This window comes from Pseudomonas monteilii NBRC 103158 = DSM 14164, assembly GCF_000730605.1.
In the GTDB taxonomy this organism is placed as follows: Bacteria; Pseudomonadota; Gammaproteobacteria; order Pseudomonadales; family Pseudomonadaceae; genus Aquipseudomonas; species Aquipseudomonas monteilii.
The window spans coordinates 12676-35305 of the sequence record NZ_BBIS01000014.1 but is presented as its reverse complement, the minus strand read 5'-3'; the positions used below and the strand labels follow the sequence as shown (position 1 = coordinate 35305).

Here is a 22630-nt window from a genome sequence, read left to right as displayed (position 1 = left end):
CGATGTGCCTGATCGTATTCGCCTGGCGGCCGGGGCATGCCCTGCCGCTGATCGTCGCGGCCAACCGCGACGAGTTCTATGCCCGCCCCACCCAGGCCCTGGCGGCCTGGGAGGACGCCCCCGGCGTGCATGCCGGCCGCGACCTGGAGGCCGGTGGCACTTGGCTGGGCGTGGGGCCGCAGGGGCGCTTTGCCGCGTTGACCAATATCCGTGACCCAGGTCAGGCGGTGGGGCCGCGCTCACGGGGCGAGCTGGTGGCGGCATATCTGAAAGGTGAGTTGGGGGTCGAGGCTTACCTGGACCAGGTGGCCAGCCACAGTGGGCAGTATTCGGGGTTCAACCTGCTGGTGGGTGATGGGCAGCATCTGGGTTACCTGCATGCGCGAGATGCCACGCCGCGCCTGCTGGAGGCGGGGGTTTACGGGCTTTCCAACGCCGGGCTGGACACGCCGTGGCCGAAGTTGGTGAAAGCGCGCAGTGGGCTGGAAGGGTTGCTGGAAACGCCGGAACCGCAGCGGTTGCTGGCGTTGCTGGCAGATAACGAGCCTGCGGCGGATGGTGATCTACCTGAGACTGGCGTTGGGGTGGCGACCGAGAAACTGCTGTCGAGTGTATTTATTGCCAGCCAGAACTACGGGACGCGGGCGAGTACGGTGCTGATTGTGGATGATCAGGGCAGAAGGCAGCTGATTGAGCGCAGTTTCGGGCCCTTTGGTGGACACCTCGGGGAAGTTGAGTTCGCGGTTTGAGGGCCATGGGGCTGCTGCACCGCGAAAGGGCCGCAAAGCGGCCCCAACAAATCAAAGGGTTTTATTGGCCCCAGGCCCAATCATCCGCGCCAACCCAAGGTTCTTCAGCGCCAACTGCAGCGAGCTGTGGATAACCTGCGGGTTGTCATGGCTCAAGGCTTCAGCCAACAGCTCCTTGGCCTTGCCCAGGTTCACCTGGCGAAGCATCCACTTCACTTTCGGCAAGTTGGTGGCGTTCATCGACAAACTGTCGAAACCCATGGCCATCAACAGGATCGCCGCCGCCGGGTCACCAGCCATCTCACCGCAGATGCTCACCGGCTTGCCTTCGCCATGGGCGTCGCGCACTACCGTGTTCAACGCTTGTAGCACCGCCGGGTGCAGGTAGTCGTAAAGGTCGGCAACCCGTGGGTTGTTGCGGTCCACCGCCAGCAGGTACTGGGTCAGGTCGTTGGAACCCACCGACAGGAAGTCCACCTGCCGCGCCAGTTCCTTGGTCTGATACACCGCCGCTGGAATTTCCACCATCACGCCCACTGGCGGCATTGGCACGTCGGTACCTTCGTCACGCACCTCACCCCAGGCGCGGTGTATCAGGTGCAGGGCTTCTTCCAACTCGTGGATGCCGGAAATCATCGGCAGCAGGATGCGCAGGTTGTTCAGGCCCTCGCTGGCCTTGAGCATGGCGCGGGTCTGCACCAGGAAGATTTCCGGGTGGTCGAGGGTGACGCGGATGCCACGCCACCCGAGGAAGGGGTTTTCTTCCTTGATCGGGAAGTACGAGAGCGCCTTGTCACCGCCAATGTCCAGGGTGCGCATGGTCACTGGCAGCGGGTGGAACGCCGCCAGCTGCTCGCGGTAGATGGCCAGCTGCTCCTTCTCGCTGGGGAAGCGCTGGTTGATCATGAACGGCACTTCGGTGCGGTACAAACCAACCCCTTCGGCGCCACGCTGCTGGGCGCGGGCCACGTCGGCCAGCAAGCCGGTGTTGACCCACAGCGGCATGCGGTGGCCGTCCGGGGTGACGCAGGGCAGTTCGCGCAGGGCGTCCAGGCCCTGTGCCAGCTGGCGTTCCTCCTCGACCACGTCGCTGTACTGCTTACGCAGCACTTCGCTCGGGTTGGTAAAGACTTCACCCTTGTAGCCATCGACGATCAGCTCGATGCCGTCGACCTTGGAATACGGCAGGTCGACCAGGCCCATCACCGTGGGGATGCCCATGGCGCGAGCCAGGATAGCAACGTGGGAGTTGCCCGAGCCCAGCACCGAGACCAGGCCAGCCAGCTTGCCTTCCGGCACTTCGCCAAGCATGGCCGGGGTCAGCTCTTCACTGACCAGGATGGTGTTGTCGGCGTACACCAGCGACTGCGAACGGGCTTCCTGCAGGTAGGCCAGCAGGCGCCGGCCAAGGTCCTTGACGTCGGAGGCGCGCTCGCGCAGGTAGTCATCGTCCATCAGCTCGAAGCGGTTGACGTGCTCACCCACCACCTGGCGCAGGGCACCCTGGGCCCACTGGCCGGTCTTGATGACTTCGGTCACCTCACCGCCCAAGGCCGCGTCTTCGAGCATCATCAGGTACACATCGAACAACGCGCGCTCTTCCGGGCGCAGCTGGGTGGCCAGCTTGGCCGACAGCTTGCGCATGTCCTCGCGCACGCCTTCAAGAGCGTTCTGGAACAGCTTGAGTTCGGCATCGATGTCATCGACGGTCTTGTCCGGCACCACTTCCAGGTCGGCGGGTGGCAGCATCACCACCGCGCGGCCCACGGCGGCGCCAGGCGAGCCTGGCACACCGACGAAGCGGGCTTCCTGGATGCCCTTGCCCTGGCGGCCCAGGCCACGGATCGAACCGGTGGCCTCGGCGTGGGCGATAACCCCGGCAAGCTGGGCACTCATGGTGACCAGGAAGGCTTCTTCGCCCTCGTCGAACTGGCGCCGCTCCTTCTGCTGGATGACCAACACCCCGACCACACGGCGGTGGTGGATGATCGGCGCACCGAGGAAGGAGGCGAATTTTTCTTCACCGGTTTCGGCAAAGTAGCGGTAACGCGGGTGGTCGGCGGCGTTTTCCAGGTTCAGCGGCTCTTCCCGGGTACCGACCAGGCCGACCAGGCCTTCGTTGGGGGCCATGCTGACCTTGCCGATGGAGCGCTTGTTCAGGCCTTCGGTAGCCATCAGCACGAAGCGGTTGGTTTCCGGGTCGAGCAGGTAGACCGAGCAGACCTGGCTGCCCATGGCTTCCTTGACGCGCAAGACAATGATCCCCAACGCCGACTTGAGATCTTTGGCGGAGTTTACTTCCTGGACGATCTTGCGCAGCGTATTGAGCATGGCTCGGGGTCGAACTCCGTCGTCAGTCGCGCGTCAGCAGACGCGGTGCTAGCTCTTTCAGGGCGCGCCGGTACACCTCGCGCTTGAATGTCACAACCTGGCCCAGCGGGTACCAATAGCTCACCCAGCGCCAGCCGTCGAATTCCGGCTTGCCGGTCAGGTCCATCCGCACCCGCTGTTCGTTGCTGACCAGTCGCAGCAGGAACCACTTCTGCTTCTGGCCGATGCACAGCGGCTGGCTGTGGGTACGGACCAATCGCTGGGGTAAACGATAACGCAACCAGCCGCGGGTGCAGGCAAGAATTTCCACATCATCGCGTTCAAGGCCAACTTCTTCGTTCAGCTCGCGGTACAGGGCATCTTCCGGCGTCTCGTCAGGGTTTATACCACCCTGGGGGAACTGCCAGGCATCCTGGTTGATCCGTCGAGCCCATAGCACCTGCCCGGCATCATTCGTGAGAATGATCCCGACATTGGGGCGAAAACCATCCGGGTCGATCACGGCAGCAACCTCGCAAACGCATGTCACCGCATTGTTCCACAAAGCTTGCGAGCGCAGCAACGCGCCCGCCAAGCTTATGTGCAGCAGCGTGAAAACTCCGTATTCTGCGGGCCTACCCTGAGGCTGATACGAGTGACCGCGATGCGCCTGGCTTTATTCGACCTGGACAATACCCTCCTCGGTGGCGACAGCGACCATGCCTGGGGTGACTACCTGTGCCAGCGCGGCATCCTTGACCCGGTTGCCTACAAGCAGCGCAACGATGGCTTCTACCAGGACTACCTCAACGGCACCCTGGACCTGCAGGCCTACCTGGCCTTCTCCATGGAAATCCTGGCGGCAACGCCCGCAGCCCAGCTGGACGAATGGCACCGCGACTTCATGCGCGACTGCATCGAGCCGATCATCCTGCCCAAGGCCCTGGCCTTGCTGCAGCAACACCGTGAGGCGGGCGACCAGCTGGTGATCATTACCGCCACCAACCGCTTCGTCACCGCACCGATTGCCCGGCGCCTTGGGGTGAAGGTGTTGTTGGCGACTGAATGCGAAAGGCATGAAGGCCGCTATACCGGGCGCAGTACCGATATACCGTGTTTCCGTGAAGGAAAGGTGACGCGGCTGCAGCGCTGGATGCTGGAGAACGGCTTTGATCTTGAGGACAGCTATTTCTACAGCGACTCGATGAATGATTTGCCGCTGTTGCAGCGGGTGACGCATGCGGTGGCGGTGGACCCGGACCCGAATCTTCGGGCCGAGGCTGAAAAGCGTGGGTGGCCGGTGGTTTCGCTCAGGGCTTGAGATTGCCGGCGATGGGCTGCAAAGCAGCCCCAAATTCAATCAGACTGGCTTGGCGCCCATCAGCCCGGCAATGGACAGGAAGCAAACCCCACTGAACACCGCCAGCGCCAGGGTAAACCGCAACCCCACCACCTCGGCCTTGCGCAGCCGGTTCAGCCGCACCAGCAGCCACCACATGGCAAACGCGCCAACGGTATAGATGACGCTGGACGCCAGCAGCCAGGTCTGCCCAAGCGGCCAGCCCACGAGGTGCACCAGCCACCAGCCGGTAAATGGCATGCTCACCAGGCAAAGGCCCATGACCAGCCAGACGAACACCAGCGGTCGACGCAGCAGCTTGGCATAGGCCTCGGCATCGCCTCGCCTGCGGGCACGCACGGTCCAGATCGCCAGGCCCAGAGCCCCCAGAAGCAACAGGGCGGTAGCGATCATGTGCAGGGTCTTGAGGGTGGTCAGGTGTTCCATGTCTTCACATCCTTGAGCAATAAGCCAAGCTTAGCCGCTCAACCCAGGAACAGCTTGTACGCCGGGTTCTCGGTCTCGTCCCAGTAGGGGTAACCGATCTTGGCCAAGGCCGCCGGCACCAGGTGGCGCTCGTCCTCCGGCACCTGCAACCCCGCCACCACACGCCCGTCAGCCGCGCCATGGTTGCGGTAATGGAACATCGAGATGTTCCAGCGCCCGCCCAGCTTATTGAGGAAGTTGAACAGCGCCCCCGGTCGCTCGGGGAACTCGAAGCGCAGCACCATCTCATCGCTGGCACCGGCCGAATGGCCGCCGACCATGTGGCGGATATGCAGCTTGGCCAGTTCGTTGTCGGTCAAGTCGGTAACCGGGAAGCCCTGCTCGGTCAGGTGCTGCACCAGCGCCGCTCGCGGGTCATTTTCCGGGTGGGTCTGCACGCCGACGAAGATGTGCGCCTCGTCAGAGGTGTGCTTGCGGTAGTTGAACTCGGTGATCTGGCGCTTGCCGATGGCCTCACAGAACGCCTTGAAGCTGCCCGGGCGCTCGGGGATGGTCACGGCGATGATCGCCTCGCGCTTTTCACCCAACTCGGCACGCTCGGCCACATGGCGCAGGCGGTCGAAGTTTACGTTGGCGCCGGAATCGATAGCCACCAGGGTCTGCCCGGTCACGCCGTACAGCTCGACATACTTCTTGATGCCCGCCACGCCCAGAGCGCCGGCAGGTTCGGTGATCGAGCGGGTATCGTCGTAGATATCCTTGATTGCTGCACAAATTTCGTCGGTGCTGACCGTCACCACCTCATCCACATGGTGACGGCAGATATCGAAGGTGTGCTGGCCGATCTGGGCCACCGCCACGCCGTCGGCGAACAGCCCGACCTGTGGCAACACCACGCGCTCGCCGGCCGCCATCGCCGCCTGCAGGCAGTTGGAGTCGTCCGGCTCCACGCCGATCACCTTGATTTCGGGGCGCAGGTACTTCACGTAGGCAGCAATGCCGGCGATCAAGCCGCCGCCCCCCACAGGCACGAAGATCGCGTCCAGCTGGCCAGGGTGCTGGCGCAGGATTTCCATAGCCACGGTGCCCTGCCCAGCGATGGTGTGCGGGTCATCGTAGGGGTGGACGTAGACAAAGCCCTTTTCATCCACCAGCTTCAACGAATAGGCCAGCGCCTCGGGGAACGAGTCGCCATGCAGCACCACCTTGCCACCGCGCGAACGCACGCCTTCGACCTTGATCTCAGGAGTAGTCTTGGGCATTACGATGGTGGCTTTGATGCCCATCTCGCGCGCAGCCAGGGCCAGGCCTTGGGCGTGGTTGCCAGCCGAGGCGGTAACCACGCCACGGGCCAGCTCTTCCGGGCTCAGCTGGGCCAGCTTGTTGTACGCCCCACGGATCTTGAACGAGAACACCGGCTGCAGGTCTTCACGCTTGAGCAGAATCTGGTTACCCAGGCGCTTGCTCAGCTGCCCGGCGCTCTGCAACGGGGTTTCGACGGCAACGTCATAGACGCGCGAGGTGAGGATCTTCTTGACGTACTGTTCGAGCATCGGGAAAGCATCACTGGGCCGCGGGACAAGGGCTGGGAGTCTACCCCAGCGCTACGTCGGGCGACCACAGCAAAGCCGCCCAAGCCGTTATACTAAGCAACTTTGAAAACCGCCCTGCCCCTTTTCGGAGCCCGCATGACCCAGGACCAACTCAAACAGGCCGTCGCCCAGGCCGCTGTCGACTTCATTCTGCCCAAGCTGGATGAAAAGAGCGTTGTCGGCGTCGGCACCGGTTCGACCGCCAACTTCTTCATCGACGCCCTGGCTCAGCACAAGACCGCCTTCGACGGCGCAGTCGCCAGCTCCGAAGCCACCGCCCAGCGTCTGAAGGGCCATGGCATCCCGGTCTACGAGCTGAACAGCGTCAGCGAGCTGGAGTTCTACGTGGACGGAGCCGACGAAAGCGACGCGCACCTGAACTTGATCAAAGGCGGTGGCGCGGCCCTGACCCGTGAGAAAATCGTCGCAGCCGTGGCCAAGACCTTCATCTGCATCGCCGACGGCAGCAAGCTGGTGCCGGTGCTGGGCGCCTTCCCGCTGCCGGTCGAAGTGATCCCAATGGCCCGCAGCCACGTGGCGCGCCAGCTGGTGAAGCTGGGCGGCGACCCGGTGTATCGCGAAGGCGTTGTGACCGACAACGGCAACGTGATCCTCGACGTGCATAACCTGCAGATCACCAACCCGGCGGAGCTGGAAGCGCAGATCAACGCCATCGTAGGTGTGGTGACCAACGGCCTGTTCGCGGCGCGGCCAGCGGATTTGCTGCTGCTGGGTACCGCTGAAGGCGTGAAAACCCTGAAGGCCGAGTAATCGTCGGCGAGGGCTTTGCCCTCGATTCGCGGCACAAGGCCGCTCCTACAAGAGACTGCAGCGCCTGAACCTGATGCGCTCCCCTGTAGGAGCGGCCTTGTGCCGCGAACGGGCTGCAAAGCAGCCCCTCCTGCTCACTCCGCTGGCTGCTTGAACACATAAAACAGGTTCGGCTCACTGACCAGATAAATGGTCCCCGCCTCATCCATCGCAATCCCCTCGGCCTGCGGCACCGTCGCCTGCAACCCCTGGAAGCCCTTGCGCAGCGACAAGGTGCTCAGCGGCCTGCCTTCTACATCCAGCTCCAGCACCAGGCGCGATTCGTCCGAAAGCGCCAGCAAATGCCCGCTGCGCTCATCGAACTGCAAACTCGACAAATCCCGCACAAACAGCCGCGCATCGCGCTTGCGGTCTTGCACCACATGCACGGCGTAAGGCTTTTCCGGGTTGTCATGCGGGAAGCCGTGCACCTCGTAGATCAGCATCGGGTCACGCTCCTTGGCCACGAACAGGCGCTTACCCGCCGAATCGTAGGCCAGCCCCTCAAAACCCTTGTTGCCGTTCAGCCCAATGCCCAAGCTGAGCTGCTCGGCGTCACCGGCATCGAGGAACAGCGTGTCGTCTTCCAGCCGTACGCGAATCAGCCGCTGCTGGCGCTCGTCGGTGATCACATAGCTGTTGGGCCCCACGTACTCCACGGCTTCCGGGTCGCCAAACCCGGTCAATGGCACCCGGCGCAGAATACGGCCGTCCAGCGACAGCTCAATCAGCTCCGAACGGGCGTTGGTGACGGTGAACAGGGTCTTGCGGTCGGGGTCGTAGGTCAGCGCCGAGATGTCGTCATCCAGCCCTTCGACCGGCTTGGCCTCCACCACCACCCGGTAGCGGTCCAGGCCAATGCTCTGCTCGGCGGGCTGCCACCAGGTCTTCAGGTTGAACCAGCCGCGCTCGAACAGGCGAAACTCCTGCCCGGCCCAGCCAAACAGGAGTAAGCCGAGGGCGGCGAAAACAAGGATAAGGCGAACATAACGGCGCATAAGGGCAGGCTCGACACAGGGGTGGCGAATCTAACCATGAACAACTGAAGTAAAGCTTAATGCCAGCATCCGAAATGCCCGATTTCGGGCTCAGTTTTTTCTGAAGCGATAGAACAAGGCCGGCTCACTGACCATATACAGGTTGCCCTTGTCGTCCATCGCCACCCCTTCGGCCCTCGGGATGGTGTCTTCAAGCCCGTTGAAGCCGCCAAGCAAGGTCATGAAACTGACCTGCTGGCCCTGTTCGTCCAGCTCCAGGAGCATGTTGGAGTCGGCCGAGAGCACCAGCAAGTGGCCGGTACGCGGGTCGACACCCAGCGCCGAGAGGTTGCGCAGGTCGAGCTCATCGCTCGGCAAAGGCTGCTTCTCACCCTTGAGCGGGCTGCGGCCATCGGTGTTCCAGGTGTACAGCTTGGGCGGGCGCTCTTCGCCGATGATCAGGCGCTGGCGCATCGGGTCCCAGGCCACGGCCTCGAAGCCCTTGTTGCTTTTCACCGACGGGCCCAGGTCGTGGCTCTGGAAGTCGTCATGGTTCAACGCCGTGGTCTGTGCATCCACCTTGACCACGGTCAAGTCATGCAGGCGCTCGTCGGTGATGGCCAGGTAGCCGTCTTCCAGCACGGCAACGCCTTCCGGGTTGTTCCAGCCATTGAGCGGGATCTTGCGCAGTACATCACCCTCCAGGCTCAGCTCGACCAGGATCGGGTTCTTGCCCATGACCGCGAACAAGGTGCGGGTATGTGGGTTGAAGGCCAAGTCCGAGGCTTCGTCATCGTCCATGCCTGGCAGCGGCTTGGCATCGATGTCTACCTGGTAGTCCGGCAACCACACGCTTTCGCTGCGCTCGGCGGTGCTTTCGAAGCTCTCTTTTACCCACAACGCACCGCGGTCATCCCAGTGCATGGCCACGGCCACGCCATAACCGATCACCGCTGCCACGGCCAAGCCGAAGGGCCAGCGCAGGTAGAAGCGACGCTTGGAGGTTGCCGGGGCGGAGGAGGATGGCATGCGCGGGTCCTGGGGGAATGGGCGAAGATCCGCGCATTATCCGGATCGAGTGTGAAAAATCGGTAAACAGGGCCTACCTCTTCGCGGTTCGGACTCAGAGCACCCGGCTTTCGAAGCGGCTTACACCCGGCAGCTCCAGCACCAGCTCATCACCCACATTGAACGGCCCCACGCCCGCCGGGGTGCCGGTGAGAATCACATCCCCCGCCTGCAACGAAAAATGCGCCGCCATGTACTGGATCATCGGCACGATCGGGTTCAGCATCATTGCGCTGTTGCCATCCTGGCGCACTTCGCCGTTGACAGTCAGGCGTACCGGAATGTCGGTCACGTCCTCAAAGCTGCCAGCCGAGACGAACGGCGGCAGCACACAGGCGCCGTCGAAGCACTTGGCCAGCTCCCACGGCAGGCCCTTCTCTTTCAGCTTGGCCTGTACATCGCGCAGGGTCAGGTCCAGCGCCGGGGCATAGCCGGAAATGGCGTCCAGCACCTCTTCCTCGCTCGGATGGGTCGACAGCGGCTTGCCCAGCAGCACGGCAATTTCGGCCTCATAGTGCACCGAACCACGTTCGGCCGGGATCTTGAAGCCGCCTTCGGCCGGCACCACGCAGCTACCCGGCTTGATGAACAGCAGCGGCTCGGTAGGGATCGGGTTGTCCAGTTCCTTGGCATGCTCGGCATAGTTGCGGCCGATGCACACCACCTTGCCCAACGGGAAGTGAATGCGCGTGCCGTCTACGTACTGGTGCTGGTAACTCATGGCCGACTCCTCTGGATACTGCTTTTTATTCAGGTGCGAAGATCTTACCCGGATTCATGATGCCGTTAGGGTCGAATACGGCCTTGATCGCCTTCATGCAGGCGATTTCTTCGGGCGAGCGGCTGTAGCCCAGATAGTCGCGCTTGGTCATGCCCACGCCATGCTCGGCCGAGATCGAGCCGTTGTAACGTTTAACGATGTCGAACACCCACTTGTTGACCTTGGTACACGAGGCAAAGAAATCATCCTTGCTCATGTGCTCGGGCTTGAGGATGTTCAGGTGCAGGTTGCCATCGCCGATGTGGCCGTACCACACCACCTCATAGTCGGGGTAATGCTCTGCGACGATGGCGTCGATATCGCGCAGGAACGCCGGCACTTTCGACACAGTGACGGAAATGTCGTTTTTGTACGGAGTCCAGTGCGAGATGGTTTCCGACAGGTACTCGCGCAGCTTCCACAGGTTTTTAAGCTGGGTTTCACTCTGGCTCATCACCCCGTCCAGCACCCAGCCCTGCTCCACGCAGTGCTCAAAGGTGGCCAGGGCCTCGTTGGCTACTTCCTCGGTGCTGGCCTCGAACTCCAGCAACACATAGAACGGGCAGTCGGTCTCGAACGGCGCTGGCACGTCGCCGCGCGCCAGAATCTTCGCCAGGCCCTTGTCGGAGAAGAACTCGAAGGCCGTGAGGTCCAGCTTGCCCTGGAAGGCATGCAGCACCGGCATGATCGAGTCGAAGTCCGGTGTACCCAGCACCATCGCCGTAAGATTTCGCGGCGCCCGGTCGAGGCGCATGGTGGCCTCGACCACGAAGCCCAGCGTGCCTTCGGCACCAATGAACAACTGGCGTAGATCGTAGCCGGTGGCGTTCTTGATAAGGTCCTTGTTCAGTTCCAGCAGTTCGCCCTTGCCGGTGACCACTTTCAACCCGGCCACCCAGTTGCGGGTCATGCCGTAGCGAATCACCTTGATTCCGCCGGCATTGGTGCCGATGTTGCCGCCAATCTGGCTAGAACCGCTGGAAGCGAAGTCCACTGGGTAATATAGGCCCTGTTCTTCGGCGTAGGCCTGCAACTGACGCGTGATCACGCCCGGCTGGCAGACCACGGTGCGGTCGAAGGCATTGAAGTCGAGAATCTGGTTCATGTAGTCGAAAGAAACGACAACCTCGCCATTGGCCGCCACGGCGCCGGCCGAAAGCCCGGTACGCCCGCCAGAGGGCACCAGGGCTACCTTGTGCGCATTGGCCCAGCGCACAATCGCCTGCACCTGTTCTACCGTCTTGGGGAAGACGATGGCGCTGGGCGCCGGCGGGTAATGCTTGGTCCAGTCCTTGCCATAGGCTTCGAGGGAAGCCGCGTCGGTCAGGACCTTGCCAGGGTCGACAAGGGTCATCAGTTCTTCAATTACAGCGGGGTGGGTCATCGCTGGAACTCTCGACTTATTCATAGTCACCCTGAGCACTCTTCACCTGTCGGGATAAGCTCAGATTGTGTCGCGTATGCTAGCATAGCCCTCCCGCTGTTCATGCTAAGGCTGCCCTCGCGCCTGGCATCACCCCTCGCCATTTTTTCTCCGGGATACAGGTTTACGCAGATGAGCAAGACTTCTCTCGACAAGAGCAAGATCCGGTTCCTTCTTCTTGAAGGTGTGCACCAGAACGCAGTCGATACCCTCAAGGCTGCCGGCTACACCAACATCGAATACCTCACTGGTTCGTTGCCGGAAGCCGAGCTGAAGGAAAAGATCGCCGACGCCCACTTCATCGGTATCCGTTCGCGCACCCAGCTCACCGAAGAGATCTTCGACTGCGCCAAGAAACTGGTCGCTGTTGGCTGCTTCTGCATCGGCACCAACCAGGTAGACCTGGAAGCGGCCCGCGAGCGCGGTATCGCCGTGTTCAACGCGCCGTACTCCAACACCCGCTCGGTGGCCGAGCTGGTGCTGGCCGAAGCCATCCTGCTGCTGCGCGGCATCCCTGAGAAAAACGCCTCCTGCCACCGTGGCGGCTGGATCAAGAGCGCGGCCAACTCGTTCGAAATCCGTGGCAAGAAGCTGGGCATCGTCGGCTACGGTTCTATCGGTACCCAGCTGTCGGTCCTGGCCGAGAACCTGGGTATGCAGGTGTACTTCTTCGACCCGCTGACCAAGCTGCCACTGGGCAACGCCGTGCAGGTCACCAGCCTGAACGAACTGCTGGGCCTGGCCGACATCGTTTCGCTGCACGTGCCTGAGCTGCCGTCCACCCAGTGGATGATCGGCGAGAAGGAAATCCGCTCGATGAAGAAGGGCGCGATCCTGATCAACGCCGCCCGTGGCACCGTGGTTGAACTGGACCATCTGGCCGCCGCCATCAAGGACAAGCACCTGATCGGCGCCGCCATCGACGTGTTCCCGGTTGAGCCACGCTCCAACGACGAAGAGTTCGAAAGCCCGCTGCGCGGCCTGGACAACGTGATCCTGACCCCGCACATCGGTGGTTCCACCGCCGAAGCCCAGGCCAACATCGGCCTGGAAGTGGCCGAGAAGCTGGTCAAGTACAGCGACAACGGTACCTCGGTGTCCTCGGTCAACTTCCCGGAAGTGGCCCTGCCGGCGCACCCAGGCAAGCACCGCCTGCTGCACATCCACGAAAACATCCCGGGCGTGCTCAGCGAGATCAACAAGGTGTTCGCCGAGAACGGTATCAACATCTCCGGTCAGTTCCTGCAGACCAACGAGAAAGTCGGTTACGTGGTAATCGACGTTGACGCCGAGTACTCCGACCTGGCGCAAGAGAAACTGCAACAGGTCAAGGGCACCATCCGCTCCCGCGTCCTGTTCTAAGTTCGCTTGCTGCATGAAAAAGGGAGGCCCTGGTGGCCTCCCTTTTTTATTTCACTTCAACCGTGATCTTCTTCGACTCGACGCTCGGCTTGAACGGCACGTGATACTGGTCACCCAGAATCAATTGCAGGGTGTGCTTGCCCGGCGTCAGGGTAATGCTGGTCTCGGTCTGCGCCTTGCCGAAGTGCAGCACCTGCGGGCCCGCCGGCAGCGCGGTGCCGGCTTCCGGCATCAGGCTGGTTGGCAGCGGCATGTCAGCCACGGGTTCTTTATCCACATCCACCAGCAAGTGGTGGTGCCCGGTGTGCGGGGTCTGGTCACCCGCTGGCTTGAGTGCCATGCCCTCAATGCCGAACTTGACGGTGAAGGTCTTGTCAACCGTGGCGCCATCGGCGGGGGAAACGATGAAGACCTTGGCCTCCTTGGGCGGCTCCTGGCTCTTCAGGGCATCTGCGGCACTGGCGAATACCGACGCTCCCATCAGCAGACCGGCAACGGCAGCACGCGAAAATAGGCTGTTCATTCACTTCTCCTGTGATTCACTTATTGACCGCAGCCTGGGATCCAACGGCAGCGGTAGTTCACCTTAGTTGAAATATTCGCCAAGGTGTTCACATTGCCTGACAGAAATATTTCCGTCAGGGTTAAACAATGCCGAGGCTTCAAGGTCATAGGCTGCGCTCGATCACGGCGAGGAAGAAAGCCGTGGCGAAAGTTATTCATCTGCTAAAAGAAAAGGGGCATTCATGCGTTCGACCATAGGGGTACTGCTGGCAGTGCTGATCAGTCCATTGGCCCAGGCGGAGCTGATAGACGAAGTCGCCGACCGGGGCGAACTGCGCATTGCGGTGCAGACTGACAACTCACCGTACGCCTTCAAGCAAGACGACCACCTGACGGGGTTCGACATCGAATTTGGCCAGGACCTGGCCCGGGAACTGGACTTGCGCGCCGAGTTCGTCGAGGCCCCGGCCGCCGAAGTGCTGAGCGGTGTCGAGAGTGGCAAATATGACATTGCACTCACCCCATCGACCGATGCACCAAAGGGCGACGGCCCACTCGATGTGAGCCTGCCGATTGGCGAAAAGAAGCGGGTGATTCCGTTCCAGAAGGACAACCCGGCGTTCGAGAGCGCGGTGAATAATGCGCTGCAACGGCTGAAAGACAGTGGCCGCACTGCCGAGCTTGAGCAGAAGTGGTTCAAGGGTGTGCAGGAGACTGCGGCCGGGCAGTAAGGTTTTTACAGCCTGTACCGGCCTCTTCGCGGGTTTACCCGCGACGAGGCCGGTACAGGCTTAAACTGAAAGCCCAGCCAGCGCCTGCTGCGCCTGTTCCAGCTCCAGCTCGCTGAACACCCGCACCCCCGCCCGCCGCAGCAACGCCGTGGTCACCCCTTCCCCCGCCACTTTCACACCCGTGAACGTGCCGTCATAGGTCAACCGGTTACCACACGATGGGCTACCCGACTTCAGCACTGCCACACGAATGCCATGCCGCTGCACCAGTACCAGCGCCAACTGCGCCCCGGCCAGAAACGCGGCACTGACATCCTCACCCGTCACCGTCAGCACCTGCGCCTCGCCATCAAGCACCTCGCCACCCTGTCCACCCGGAATCTCCGCAGGCGGACGCGGCGTCGGCAATCCACCTGCCACCTCCGGGCACAACGGCACTACGCGCCCTTCTGCCTGCCATCGCTGCAACAAGTCAGGATGGCCACTGGCCCGGCCGTCATAGCGCACCGGTTGCCCCAGCAGGCAAGCGCTGACCAGTACCTTGGGCAAATCAGAACGGGTCATTGCCACGGCGCCGGAACCAGCCCGTCAACGACAGCCGTTCTCGCCCGGCCGGCAGCACTTCGTGGGGCACCTCGCCCGACAGGAACACCACCAGGCAACCCGCCACAGGCTCAACGTCGTGCTCGACGCCATCGGCCAGGAACATGCGCAACTGGCCGCCGTCCTCAGGTTGCCAGCCTTCATTCAGGTACAGCACGGCCGACACCATGCGCCGGTCATCGTCGCGGAAGCGGTCCAGGTGCCGGCGATAGAACGCCCCCGGTGGGTACAAGGCAAAATGGCACTCGAAATCCTCCAGGCCCAGGAACAGGCCCTGGTTGATGACCAGGCGCAACTGGTCCATGGCCGCCAGGTACTGGTCGCAGGCCTCGGCCTGCCCGGGGTCGATCCACTGGATCTGGTCGCCGCGGATGGCCTCGCGCACCTCCTGGGCAACCCCGCGCCCAACCGCTGCCGGGTTAAGCTCGCCTTCGGCATCACGGCGTCGGCATTCGGCCGCCAGCGCACGCACCAGGTCGGCAGGCAAAAACAGCGCCTGCTGGGACCAGCCATGGGTGGCCAGATCGTCGACGACGGCCGCAAGCATCGGGTGTTCGGGGGAGTTGTGCATGGCGCGCATCATATCCATTCGCCATGGCGGCGCACAGCGCCACTTGGCCGAGAAATACGCGGATATCTCGACAAACCGGCGCCGGGCCAAGGACAATAGCCACCTGCCGACAGGAGTCCTGAATGCGCCGTCTGTTTTCCCTGATTCTGCTGATGATCTGCACCATGCCTGTCTGGGCAGACAACCTGGATCAACTGTACAAGGCCGCCGGCTGGCCCGACCAGCGCGCCCACTTCAACGATGCTCTCACCGCCGCCCAGGCGCGCTACCGCAACAGTTTGCCCCCCGCCGTGTACCAGGCGCTGGTCAACAACAGCAACCAGCGCTTCGAGGCCCAGGCGGTGGACCGTCGCGCCCAGGCGCAGCTGCGGGCCACCCTGGCCAATCCGGCACCTGCCTTGGCCTTCTTCCAGTCGCCGCTGGGGCGCAAGGTGGTGGCAGCCGAGCTGAAGGCCACCCGCAAGGACGAACTGGCCAAGAATGCCAAAGGCCTGCCCAAGATCCAGGCCAGCGACGACCGCCTGCTGGTCATCGGCCACTTGGCGCAAGCCCTGCCAGCGCGTGAGGCCGGTGCCGAAGTCAGCCTGGCCATTGCTGGCGTGGCGGCCGACAGCCTCAGCTCGATGATCCCCGGCCTGTTCGGCGGCGGCCAGGCACAGGGCCTGCTCGACGGCCAGCGCCAGCGCCTGATGAACCAGATCGGCGAAGACCTCAACAACACCTTGCTGTATGTCTACCGCGACCTGTCCGATGCCGAGCTGGAAGCGTTCGCCACCTTTGCCGAATCACCCGACGGCAAAGCCTACTACCAGGCAGCGCTGGCGGCTGTGCGTGCGGGCCTGGCGGTTGGCCAGAGCAGCAACGACCTGAAGTGATCAGCCCAGGCGCTGGTCGATGAAGTCGAAGTAGCGTTGGCGAATGCCTGGCAGCTCGTTGGCCAGGTGGTGACGGGCCTCGGGCAGCATCAATATCTGTGGGTCGGCAAACTTGGCTTTGAGCACTTCGAGGTTGTAGGGCCAATCCACCGTGCCGTCGGCCTCCCCCTGTACGATCAACGGCCGCCGCGGACTGTGCGGCGCGGCTTCGATGCGTTTGACCCAGGCGATCAGTGCGCCCACCCAGGCGGTTGGCAGGCGACGCGGTTGTAGCGGGTCGGCTTCGAGGAACGGCAGGAAGGCCGGGTCATTGGTGTTTTCGCTGAAGCGCCGTTCGATGCCGTTCACGAAGTGACGCAGCACGCGATAGCTCAACTTCGACCAGCGCCAGGAACAAGGCCGCACCAGCGGTGCCAACAGGATCACCTGGCCATCGATGGGGCTGCGCGCCCCCTGATGCAGCAGGTGGTCAACGGCGATGGCGCCACCGGTGCTTTGCCCGCAAAGGTGCCAGGGGCGCGGCAGCTGCAGCGTGCGCGCCTGTTCGAACAACGCCTCCAGCACCTGCTGATACACCGAAAAATCACTGATGCTGGCCCGCTCGCCACTGGACAGGCCGTGGCCGGGCAGGTCACAGCTGATCACGGCAAAACCCTGCGTGAGCGCCCAGTCGATCACATGCCGATACAGGCCCATGTGATCGTAGTAGCCGTGCAGCAGGAACAACGTCGCGGTCGGCTGCTCAGGTAGCCACACCTGCCCGACCAGGTCGAACCCCGCCGCCTGAAAGCCGCCCAGCCAGCTCTGGACTGACAAGTTCAGGCCATAGAAGCGCTGGTAGTCCTGCGCCTCGGCCGTTAACGGCTGGCGAGCGGTCAACGGCGCCAGGCGGGTGCGCAGGTGGTCAGGGTTGAAAGCAGCGGGCATCGAGCACATCCACATTGATGCAATGTATTGATCTGGAATCTTCAGCTCTAGGCGGCGCCATGGCAAGCTTGCTCACCTCGAACAACCAGCACCGCTCCTACAGGGGATGGCGGAAATTTCATGAAGACTCGAGCCATCAAACCACTGTGCACGGCAATCGCCTTGTTGGTTGGCATTACCATCCTCTGGCAGGCCTACACCACCTTCCAGGCCCGCTACCTGCGCCCATTCGACAACCAGACCACGCTATTCGACGGCAGCCAACTGCAACTGCCACCCGAGCTGGCCGGCCCTGGCCCGATCCGCGTGGTGCACTTCTGGGACCCGGCCTGCCCCTGCAACGTCGGCAACCAGCAACACCTGGGCGACCTGGTCAGCCAGTTCGCAGCCCAGGGCGTGACCTTCCATGTGCTGCAAAAGCCCGGTAGCCATGGCCAGCTGCCCGCCAACCTCACCGCCCTCAAGCCCATCGCCAGCCTGCCCGGTAGCGAGCACCTGCCCGCCTCCCCGGCCGTGGCCATCTGGGATCGGCAAGGTCGCCTCGCTTACTTCGGCCCTTACAGCGAAGGCGCGGTGTGCAACGCCAGCAACAGCTTCGTCGAGCCCATCCTCAAGGCACTGCTCGACGGCCGCCGGGTGACCGCATCCAACACACTGGCGGTGGGCTGCTACTGCCCTTGGGCTGGCTGACGTACCCGCGCCGGGTTGCCCACCACCGTCGCCCCGGCTGGCACATTTCGGGTCACCACGCTACCCGCGCCGACCACGGCGTTATCGCCAATCGTCACCCCTGGCAGGATGATCGCCGCACCGCCGATCCACACGTTGTTGCCGATGGTCACCGCCCGCCCACTCTCCAGCCCGCTGCGCCGTACTGCTGGGTCGAGCGGGTGGTCGGCGGTGTAGATCTGCACGTTGGGGCCGATCTGGCAGTCGTCGCCGATGCGCACCGGCATCACGTCGAGGATCACGCAGTTGAAGTTCATGAAGGTGTTGCGGCCAACGCTGATGTTGTAGCCGTAGTCGCAATAGAACGGCGGGCGAATCACCGCGCCTTCGCCCACCTGGCCGAAATGCTCCAGCAACAGCCCATGGCGTGCGTCGTTGAGCAGTTCGACGCTGCTGTTGTAGCGGTGCATCCAGTGCTTGTTGGCAATCTGCTCGGCCTGCAGTTCGGGGCAGCCAGCGTGGTAGAGCTGACCTGTAAGCATCTTCTGTTTTTCGCTGAGTGACATGGAATCTCCTTCCCGGGGCTATGCTCTGTTCGCGAATCCGCCGATCATCGGACCACATTTTCTGCTTTGACGCACAAGGAGCTTGCATGAAGCGCAGCCTGACCCTGTTGGCCGTGGTGGTTGCCGTGGCCGCCGGCGCCGGTTACTGGTACGTGCAGGGCAAGCTGCCGCAGCGCGAGGGCGAGGTGGCCTTGGCTGGCTTACAGGCGCCGGTCAGCGTGCGCTACGACGCTCGCGGCGTGCCGCACCTGCAGGCGCAAAACGAGGCAGACATGTACCGCGCCCTGGGCTACGTGCATGCCCAGGACCGGCTGTTCCAGATGGAAATCCTGCGCCGCCTGGCCCGAGGCGAACTGGCCGAGGTGCTGGGCGACAAGCTGCTGCCCACAGATACCTTGTTCCGCAGCCTGCGCATTCGCGAACAGGCCGCACTGATGGCCAAGCGTCAGGACCGCCAGTCACCTGCCTGGCAGGCCCTGCAAGCTTACCTCGACGGGGTCAACGGCTGGCAAGCCAGCCATCCCAAGCCCGTGGAGTTCGACCTGCTGGGTATCACCCCTCGCCCGTTTTCCGCCGAAGATACCCTGAGCATTGCCGGTTACCTCGCTTACAGCTTCGCTGCTGCGTTTCGCACCGAGCCCGCACTGACCTACATCCGAGACCAGCTTGGCGCCGATTACCTGAGCATCTTCGACCTTGGCTGGAAACCCGAGGGGGCGGTGGGCACGCCACTGGCCGCTGCGGACTGGCAAAGCCTGGAAGCCCTCGCACGCCTCAGCCACCAGGCGCTGGGTGAGGCGGGCATCCCGCAGTTTGAAGGCAGCAACGCCTGGGCGGTGGCTGGCAACCATACCCGCAGCGGCAAGCCGCTGCTGGCAGGCGACCCGCACATCGGTTTCGCAGTGCCGGCGGTGTGGTACGAGGCCGAGCTCTCGGCACCCGATTTCAACCTGTATGGCTACTTCCAGGCGCTCAACCCCTTTGCCCTGCTTGGTCACAACCGCGACTTCGGCTGGAGCCTGACCATGTTCCAGAACGATGACGTCGACCTGATCGCCGAGCGCACCAACCCGGCCCACGCCAACCAGGTGATGGTCGAAGGCAAATGGCAGGCGCTGGAAAAGACCGAGCAGCAGATCGCGGTCAAAGGCGAAGCACCGGTCACACTCAGCCTGCGCCGCTCGCCACATGGCCCGATCGTCAACGACGTGCTGGGCGCTACTGCCGGGCCTACGCCCATCGCCATGTGGTGGGCGTTCCTGGAAACCGAAAACGCGATCCTCGAAGGTTTCTACCAGCTCAACCGTGCCGACACACTGGGCAAGATGCGCGAGGCTGCCGCCAAGGTCCATGCACCAGGCCTTAACTTTGTCTGGGCCAATGCCCGAGGTGACATCGGCTGGTGGGCGGCGGCAAAGCTCCCGATACGCCCCGACGGCGTCGACCCGGCGTTCATCCTCGACGGCGCCAGCGCGCAGGCCGACAAGCTCGGGTTCTACCCCTTCAACGTCAACCCGCAGCAAGAGAACCCGGCGCGCGGCTATATCGTCTCGGCCAACTACCAGCCGCCAGCAGGGCTGCCCATACCGGGTTACTACAACCTGCCCGACCGAGGCCGCCAGCTCGACCGCCACCTGGCTAACCCCGAGGTGAAATGGGATACCCAGAACAGCCAGGCCCTGCAACTGAACACCGCCAGCGACCACGGCCCGCGCACCCTTGCACCGCTGCTGGCAACCCTGCGCGCAGTGGCGGAAGGAGACGAAGAGAAGGAACTGGTCGAACAGCTCGCCGCCTGGCGCGGCGACTACCCGCTGGATTCGACCAGCGCCACGCTGTTCAACCAGTTCCTCTACGAACTGGCCTTCGCGGCCCTGCACGACGAACTGAGCGACACCTGGTTCCCGGTACTGATCAGCACCCGCGCCATCGACGCTGCCTTGCCACGCCTGGCGGCGGACGCCGACTCCCCTTGGTGGAACACCCGAGGTGGCAACCAGCGTACCGACCGTACCGCCATCGTACGCCTGGCCTGGCAGCGCAGCCTGAAGCACCTGCGCGATACCTTGGGTAGCGACCCGGCCAGCTGGCAATGGGGCAAGGCCCATACCCTGACCCACAACCACCCTCTTGGGGTGAAAAAGCCGCTGAACCTGCTGTTCAACGTTGGGCCGTTCGCCGCGCCCGGTACCCATGAGGTGCCGAACAACCTTTCTGCGAAGATCGGCCCGGCGCCATGGCCGGTGACCTACGGGCCTTCAACGCGGCGGCTGATCGATTTTGCGGATGCCGGGCAGGCATTGACCAGCAACCCAGTCGGGCAAAGTGGCGTGCCGTTTGACCGGCATTACTCGGATCAGGCTGAAGGGTATGTGCAGGGGCAGTACCAGAAGGCGCAGATGGGGATGATTCCGGCACAGAGTACATTGCGGTTGGTGCCAGGGCCGTAAGGGCTGCTAGCAGCCCAAAAAAAAGCCGACGCAAAGGCGTCGGCGTTGGTCATACCAGGTACTTCGACCGCATCAGAACGCCGGCAGCACAGCACCTTGATACTTCTTGGCGATGAATGCCTTCACCTCGGGGCTGGTCAAGGCCTTGGCCAGTTTCTGGATGGCCTCGCTGTCCTTGTTGTCCGGGCGGGCAACCAGGAAGTTCACGTACGGCGAGTCGGCGCCTTCGATCACCAGCGCATCCTTGGCCGGGTTCAGGCCAGCTTCCAGGGCGTAGTTGGTGTTGATCATGTCCAGGTCGACCTGGTCCAGCACACGCGGCAGCATGGCCGATTCAAGCTCGCGGAACTTCAGCTTCTTCGGGTTCTCGGCAATGTCCTTGGGGGTGGCCAGCGCGTTTTTCGGGTCTTTCAGGGTAATCAGGCCAGCCTTCTGCAGCAGGATCAGGGCGCGGCCGCTGTTGCTGCCTTCGTTAGGGATGGCAACGGTGGCGCCTTCCTTCAGCTCGGACAGGTTCTTGATCTTCTTCGAGTAGCCACCGAACGGCTCGACGTGCACGCCGATCACGGTTTCCAGGTGGGTGCCTTTACCTTCGTTGAAGCTCTTCAGGTACGGCAGGGTCTGGAAGTAGTTGGCGTCCAGGCGCTTCTGGTCAACCTGCACGTTCGGCTGCACATAGTCGGTGAAGACCTTGATCTGCAGGTCCACACCTTCTTTTGCCAGGGTCGGCTTGATCAGCTCAAGGATTTCGGCGTGCGGTACCGGAGTAGCGGCAACCACCAGTTTCTCGGCGGCGGCGGCCAGGCCGGAGAACGACAGGGCAGCGGCCAGGGCAGTGGTCAGCAGGGTCTTCTTCATGGTGGTCCTTGTTCTGAATCTGGGCCATCAGCGATGGCGAATCGGGTGCCCAACCGGTTCACCAGCGGGCGTAGGCGGACAATACCTAGATTTTTTATACCGGAACAATATCTTTTACTTAGCTTCTTATTCCAAAAGCAAATCGCCATTAGCCACTTTGCTTATGAGCGATGTCTAGCGCGAGGGGTTGGGCAGGTCCAGGTCCCCTGGCTGCAGCTCTTCGCCATCATTCACCAGCAAGGCGAAGTGGATAACATTCTCCAGTTCACGGGTATTTCCGGGCCATGGATGGGCTTCCAGCTCCTGCTGCGCCGCCTCACTCACCAGCGGTACAGGGCGCTGCAGGCGTACGCTGTAGATGCCCACGAAATACTCGGCCAACGGCAGTATATCGCCGGGCCGCTCACGCAGCGGTGGCAGCTCCAGCGCGCCTTCGCTCAGGTATTGGTACAAGCGCTCGTTAAAGCGCCCTGCCCGTACCACCCGCGCCAGGTCGATGCTGGTCGCGGCCACCAACCGCACATCCACCGGCTGCGGCTGCTGCGCGCCCACTCGGGTGACTTCGCGGTTTTCCAGGGCTGCCAGCAACTTGTCCTGGATGGCCAGCGGCAAGTCGGCGATCTCGTCCAGGTACAACGTGCCGCCATTGGCCGAGCCGAACCAGCCGGCGCGGCTGCTGGCCGTGCCACCCTGGCTGCCGGCGCTGTAGCCGAACAGTTCGGCATCAGCATAGGTGGGGCTGATGGCCGCGCAGTTGACCGACACGAACAAACCACTGCGGTCACTGGCTCGATGGATCTGCCGTGCCAGCAACTCCTTGCCGGTGCCGGTTTCGCCACGGATCAGTACGGGCAAGGGTTGCGGCGCCAGGCGCTCAAGGTCTTCGCGCAGTTGCTGCGAACGCGGGTCAATGAACACCAGCGCCTTGGCGCGGATGCTCAGCGGGCTCTTGTCCAGCTCGGGAAAGGTCAGCAGCGGCTGGCCAAACGGGTTTTGAAAAGTCATGACAAACTCCCGCCCCAGGCCATCATTGGCCGGG

Annotated in this window: 23 protein-coding genes; 8 read left to right on the top strand and 15 right to left on the bottom strand. The window is 62.9% G+C overall.

The features are described from left to right. Positions 1-2 precede the first annotated feature (2 nt). Positions 3-749: an NRDE family protein gene (locus PM2_RS08775; protein WP_025752208.1), complete on the top strand. Its 747-nt coding sequence runs from the start codon at positions 3-5 to the stop codon at positions 747-749. 51 nt (positions 750-800) lie between these two features. On the opposite strand, the gene ptsP is transcribed toward PM2_RS08775, so the two are convergent. Both ptsP and PM2_RS08765 read right to left on the bottom strand, forming a co-directional pair. Next, complete coding sequence (gene ptsP, locus PM2_RS08770) at positions 801-3080, bottom strand: phosphoenolpyruvate--protein phosphotransferase (protein WP_025752205.1); 2280 nt, start codon at positions 3078-3080, stop codon at positions 801-803. Between the two features lie 22 nt (positions 3081-3102). After that, on the bottom strand, positions 3103-3582 hold the full coding sequence (locus tag PM2_RS08765; RefSeq protein WP_003249017.1) for an RNA pyrophosphohydrolase: 480 nt from the start codon (positions 3580-3582) through the stop codon (positions 3103-3105). A gap of 141 nt (positions 3583-3723) precedes the next feature. Here PM2_RS08765 and PM2_RS08760 point away from each other — a divergent pair, with 141 nt between their 5' ends. Continuing rightward, positions 3724-4380: a histidinol-phosphatase gene (locus PM2_RS08760; RefSeq protein ID WP_016712556.1), complete on the top strand. Its 657-nt coding sequence runs from the start codon at positions 3724-3726 to the stop codon at positions 4378-4380. A gap of 39 nt (positions 4381-4419) precedes the next feature. Here PM2_RS08760 and PM2_RS08755 read toward each other — a convergent pair whose 3' ends face one another. Next, positions 4420-4845: a DUF2269 domain-containing protein gene (locus tag PM2_RS08755; protein ID WP_028698421.1), complete on the bottom strand. Its 426-nt coding sequence runs from the start codon at positions 4843-4845 to the stop codon at positions 4420-4422. Between the two features lie 38 nt (positions 4846-4883). Beyond that, the gene (gene ilvA, locus PM2_RS08750) at positions 4884-6398 is read right to left on the bottom strand and encodes a threonine ammonia-lyase, biosynthetic (RefSeq protein ID WP_016712558.1); all 1515 of its coding nucleotides are present in this window, start codon (positions 6396-6398) and stop codon (positions 4884-4886) included. A 135-nt stretch (positions 6399-6533) separates the two neighbouring features. On the opposite strand from ilvA, the gene rpiA reads away from it, so the two are divergent. After that, positions 6534-7208, top strand: coding sequence for a ribose-5-phosphate isomerase RpiA (gene rpiA, locus PM2_RS08745; RefSeq protein WP_016712559.1), 675 nt, complete (start codon positions 6534-6536; stop codon positions 7206-7208). Between the two features lie 134 nt (positions 7209-7342). Here rpiA and PM2_RS08740 read toward each other — a convergent pair whose 3' ends face one another. The 4 genes from PM2_RS08740 to PM2_RS08725 all read right to left on the bottom strand — a co-directional run bounded on the left by PM2_RS08740 (position 7343) and on the right by PM2_RS08725 (position 11436). Continuing rightward, positions 7343-8245 carry an SdiA-regulated domain-containing protein gene (locus PM2_RS08740; RefSeq protein WP_016712560.1) on the bottom strand — a complete coding sequence of 301 codons (903 nt, stop codon included), beginning with the start codon at positions 8243-8245 and terminating at the stop codon, positions 7343-7345. 90 nt (positions 8246-8335) lie between these two features. Next, a complete protein-coding gene (locus tag PM2_RS08735) occupies positions 8336-9253 on the bottom strand; it encodes an SdiA-regulated domain-containing protein (RefSeq protein WP_016712561.1) in 918 nt (305 codons plus the stop codon). Positions 9254-9347: 94 nt separating this feature from the next. Next, entirely contained in the window at positions 9348-10013 is a 666-nt protein-coding gene (locus PM2_RS08730; RefSeq protein ID WP_016712562.1) for a fumarylacetoacetate hydrolase family protein, read from the bottom strand. A gap of 25 nt (positions 10014-10038) precedes the next feature. Next, positions 10039-11436, bottom strand: coding sequence for a D-2-hydroxyglutarate dehydrogenase (locus PM2_RS08725; RefSeq protein ID WP_028698420.1), 1398 nt, complete (start codon positions 11434-11436; stop codon positions 10039-10041). 171 nt (positions 11437-11607) lie between these two features. On the opposite strand from PM2_RS08725, the gene serA reads away from it, so the two are divergent. Further along, positions 11608-12837: a phosphoglycerate dehydrogenase gene (serA, locus tag PM2_RS08720; protein ID WP_016712564.1), complete on the top strand. Its 1230-nt coding sequence runs from the start codon at positions 11608-11610 to the stop codon at positions 12835-12837. A gap of 46 nt (positions 12838-12883) precedes the next feature. On the opposite strand, the gene PM2_RS08715 is transcribed toward serA, so the two are convergent. Further along, positions 12884-13360, bottom strand: coding sequence for a DUF4399 domain-containing protein (locus tag PM2_RS08715; protein WP_016712565.1), 477 nt, complete (start codon positions 13358-13360; stop codon positions 12884-12886). A gap of 223 nt (positions 13361-13583) precedes the next feature. Here PM2_RS08715 and PM2_RS08710 point away from each other — a divergent pair, with 223 nt between their 5' ends. Next, positions 13584-14072 (top strand): transporter substrate-binding domain-containing protein, encoded by a 489-nt coding sequence (locus tag PM2_RS08710; RefSeq protein ID WP_028698419.1) that lies wholly within the window; start codon positions 13584-13586, stop codon positions 14070-14072. A 60-nt stretch (positions 14073-14132) separates the two neighbouring features. Here the strand turns inward: PM2_RS08710 and PM2_RS08705 are convergent, their stop codons facing one another. Both PM2_RS08705 and PM2_RS08700 read right to left on the bottom strand, forming a co-directional pair. Continuing rightward, positions 14133-14636 (bottom strand): 2-thiouracil desulfurase family protein, encoded by a 504-nt coding sequence (locus PM2_RS08705; RefSeq protein ID WP_016712567.1) that lies wholly within the window; start codon positions 14634-14636, stop codon positions 14133-14135. Further along, the gene (locus PM2_RS08700; protein WP_028698418.1) at positions 14623-15255 is read right to left on the bottom strand and encodes a 2OG-Fe(II) oxygenase; all 633 of its coding nucleotides are present in this window, start codon (positions 15253-15255) and stop codon (positions 14623-14625) included. The genes PM2_RS08705 and PM2_RS08700 overlap by 14 nt, the downstream gene beginning before the upstream one ends. Positions 15256-15368: 113 nt before the next feature. Here PM2_RS08700 and PM2_RS08695 point away from each other — a divergent pair, with 113 nt between their 5' ends. Next, entirely contained in the window at positions 15369-16121 is a 753-nt protein-coding gene (locus tag PM2_RS08695) for a DUF2059 domain-containing protein (RefSeq protein ID WP_016712569.1), read from the top strand. On the opposite strand, the gene bipL is transcribed toward PM2_RS08695, so the two are convergent. Then, on the bottom strand, positions 16122-17048 hold the full coding sequence (gene bipL / locus PM2_RS08690; protein ID WP_016712570.1) for a phospholipase BipL: 927 nt from the start codon (positions 17046-17048) through the stop codon (positions 16122-16124). A 120-nt stretch (positions 17049-17168) separates the two neighbouring features. Here bipL and PM2_RS08685 point away from each other — a divergent pair, with 120 nt between their 5' ends. Further along, positions 17169-17738 (top strand): DUF6436 domain-containing protein, encoded by a 570-nt coding sequence (locus PM2_RS08685; RefSeq protein ID WP_016712571.1) that lies wholly within the window; start codon positions 17169-17171, stop codon positions 17736-17738. Here the strand turns inward: PM2_RS08685 and PM2_RS08680 are convergent. Then, positions 17717-18283 carry a sugar O-acetyltransferase gene (locus tag PM2_RS08680; protein ID WP_016712572.1) on the bottom strand — a complete coding sequence of 189 codons (567 nt, stop codon included), beginning with the start codon at positions 18281-18283 and terminating at the stop codon, positions 17717-17719. The genes PM2_RS08685 and PM2_RS08680 overlap by 22 nt on opposite strands. Before the next feature lie 86 nt (positions 18284-18369). On the opposite strand from PM2_RS08680, the gene PM2_RS08675 reads away from it, so the two are divergent. Further along, complete coding sequence (locus PM2_RS08675; RefSeq protein WP_028698417.1) at positions 18370-20733, top strand: penicillin acylase family protein; 2364 nt, start codon at positions 18370-18372, stop codon at positions 20731-20733. Positions 20734-20805: 72 nt separating this feature from the next. On the opposite strand, the gene PM2_RS08670 is transcribed toward PM2_RS08675, so the two are convergent. Together PM2_RS08670 and PM2_RS08665 are read right to left on the bottom strand one after the other, a co-directional pair. Continuing rightward, positions 20806-21591 carry a MetQ/NlpA family ABC transporter substrate-binding protein gene (locus tag PM2_RS08670; protein WP_003248974.1) on the bottom strand — a complete coding sequence of 262 codons (786 nt, stop codon included), beginning with the start codon at positions 21589-21591 and terminating at the stop codon, positions 20806-20808. Positions 21592-21765: 174 nt separating this feature from the next. Next, positions 21766-22596: a sigma 54-interacting transcriptional regulator gene (locus PM2_RS08665; protein ID WP_028698416.1), complete on the bottom strand. Its 831-nt coding sequence runs from the start codon at positions 22594-22596 to the stop codon at positions 21766-21768. Between the last annotated feature and the right edge of the window lie 34 nt (positions 22597-22630).